The organism is Rhodococcus sp. NPDC057014 (assembly GCF_042673295.1).
Classification (GTDB): domain Bacteria; phylum Actinomycetota; class Actinomycetes; order Mycobacteriales; family Mycobacteriaceae; genus Rhodococcus_F.
Genome location: NZ_JBHUSF010000599.1, coordinates 1 through 2,039, shown reverse-complemented (window position 1 = coordinate 2,039; position 2,039 = coordinate 1). Strand labels below are relative to the sequence as shown.

2 protein-coding genes and 1 pseudogene are annotated in these 2,039 nt (G+C 66.4%); 2 read left to right on the top strand and 1 reads right to left on the bottom strand.

Going from position 1 to position 2,039, the window contains the following annotated elements:
• The first annotated feature begins 171 nt into the window (after positions 1-171).
• Positions 172-423: a type II toxin-antitoxin system ParD family antitoxin gene (locus ACFTZB_RS45290; protein ID WP_378442491.1), complete on the top strand. Its 252-nt coding sequence runs from the start codon at positions 172-174 to the stop codon at positions 421-423.
• Positions 420-713: a type II toxin-antitoxin system RelE/ParE family toxin gene (locus tag ACFTZB_RS45285; RefSeq protein WP_378442489.1), complete on the top strand. Its 294-nt coding sequence runs from the start codon at positions 420-422 to the stop codon at positions 711-713. Before ACFTZB_RS45290 ends, ACFTZB_RS45285 begins: the two co-directional genes overlap by 4 nt.
• 1,206 nt (positions 714-1,919) lie before the next feature.
• On the opposite strand, the pseudogene ACFTZB_RS45280 reads toward ACFTZB_RS45285, so the two are convergent.
• A pseudogene (locus tag ACFTZB_RS45280) lies at positions 1,920-2,039 on the bottom strand (MerR family transcriptional regulator); the annotation flags it as partial.

Here is a 2,039-nt window from a genome sequence, read left to right as displayed (position 1 = left end):
GCCCGGTTTTAATTTTTTCTGCTGCATTGTAACTCGTGGCTGAAGGACCGGCGTTGTCGGTGGTCACCGACATCGCCGTCTGCACCCCCCGGGTTGTTTCCTTCGCCCTGCACTACGGCCTGGTCGTGAAGACCCCGTGTGCGATATACCAAGAATTGGTACCATCGGGTCATGGGTAAGAACACGTCCTTCAGTCTCGACGAGCACTACAGCACGTTCATCGAGAACGAGGTTGCGTCGGGTCGCTACCGGTCCGCCAGTGACGTCGTCCGGTCGGCCCTGCGGCTGCTGGAAGACCGCGAAACCCACCTGGGCGCGCTGCGACAGGCGCTGGCGGACGGCGAACGGAGCGGCCCCTCGACGCCGTTCGACTTCGACGCCTTCCTTGCCCGCAAACGCGCGCAGGAGCCGCGCCGCCGGTGAGCCGATTTCTGCTCTCCCCCGCCGCTCAGGCCGACCTCGAAGACATCTGGGACTACACCGCCGACCGCTGGGACGTCGACCAGGCCGAGGAGTACCTACGGGAACTTCAGCGCGGCATCGAACGCGCCGCCGCGAACCCGCTGGTCGGTCGGCCCTGTGACGAGATCCGAACCGGCTATCGCACACTCGCCGTCGGGGCACACATGTTGTTCTACCGGGTCACCGCCGAGGGCGACGTCGATGTCGTGCGTGTCCTGCATCAGCGCATGGACGTCGACCGACACCTCTGAGGCGCCTACCGATAAGGGAATCAAGATCAGCGACAAACAGTTTCGCGGACTGGACGCTCGCCACGACTGGCACGGCCGAGGCACTACACCGTCACCAACGGTGCACCGGCTGCGGCGGTGACGTCGGCCCGATCATCGCTCTCGCCGACGTCCATCACGTCCGATGAGCCGACGGCCAAGGGAGTAGGGTCCGCAGCATGCAGGACAAGCCAGTGAAGGTCCAGGCGCGAGAAGTCCGCCAAGGCGATCTTGTGGTGGGGAGCCGTACGTCCCCCATCACGCACGGCGCCTTGATCAAGGACATGTGGCGCGACGGAAACAACCGAGTCGTAGCGGCCGTGGACGCCGGGAAGCACACCTGGACACCACGCCAAGAGGTCTACATTTTTCACCCCTCAGTGACCTGAGGTACTGACCCGACTGGCCCGGTTTGCGGTACCGGCACGGACGGCGTCGCCCACTGCGGCGAAGTGAGCGAGGCGCAGACGCCGCGCACCAGATCGCGCCGCACCTCCGCCTCGTCGACCTGACCGTCAGGTCGTGACCGCGCCGATCGAGGCGCAGCCGGGGCACAGGACACCGTCACCGATCTCCCACCCGTTCAACCGGGCCATCGCAGCGGCGAAGGGCCGCTCTACCTCCCGCGATCGGTACACGTGATCGCAGCGGCTGCAAGAGAAAACGGTTTTCGGCGGTCGTATGGTTCTCACGTGGCCTCCCGTTGACCGAACTGTATCTGCTGCCACCAGTTCGCCAGTGGGCTCGGCTCCGGCCAGCGCACCGGTTCACCCAGCACCAGCGGGGCCTCGGCGGTGGGTCACCGAACTGTTGCTGTTGATGTCGATCGTCTTGGCGCACAGCAGCACACGTCCCCCCTCAACTCCGGCACCCGTTGAAGGAGGATCATGACCACCGCCGCCCGTCCGTTCGCCTCCGAACCCGCGCGCAATTCCCCCCGCGGCTCCCACTCCGCGCCTCGGGACGCGCCTGTCCGGTGCGGCGATCATGTTCGGTGCCCTGTCCATCGTGCTGTTCTGGATGTTCGGGTTCGGCATCGTCCGCGGTGGGGCCGCCCTCGTCACCGGTGCATTGAGCCTCCGGCGCACGGACGTCGCAGTCCGACCGCGCCGCAGAGACCATGATCGATCAGTCGAACGCTCGAGGATCGCCCACTCGACGAGGCCTGGCGCGGGCCCGTCACGGCGGCGGTGGTCGTTGCGCGCGCAGCTGGGCGTTGTCGGTTTCCAGACGGGCGTTGTCGGCTTCGAGTTCCCCGGTACGGCGCTCGAGGTCGAGGACGTGGCCGATACCGACCAGGTTGACGCC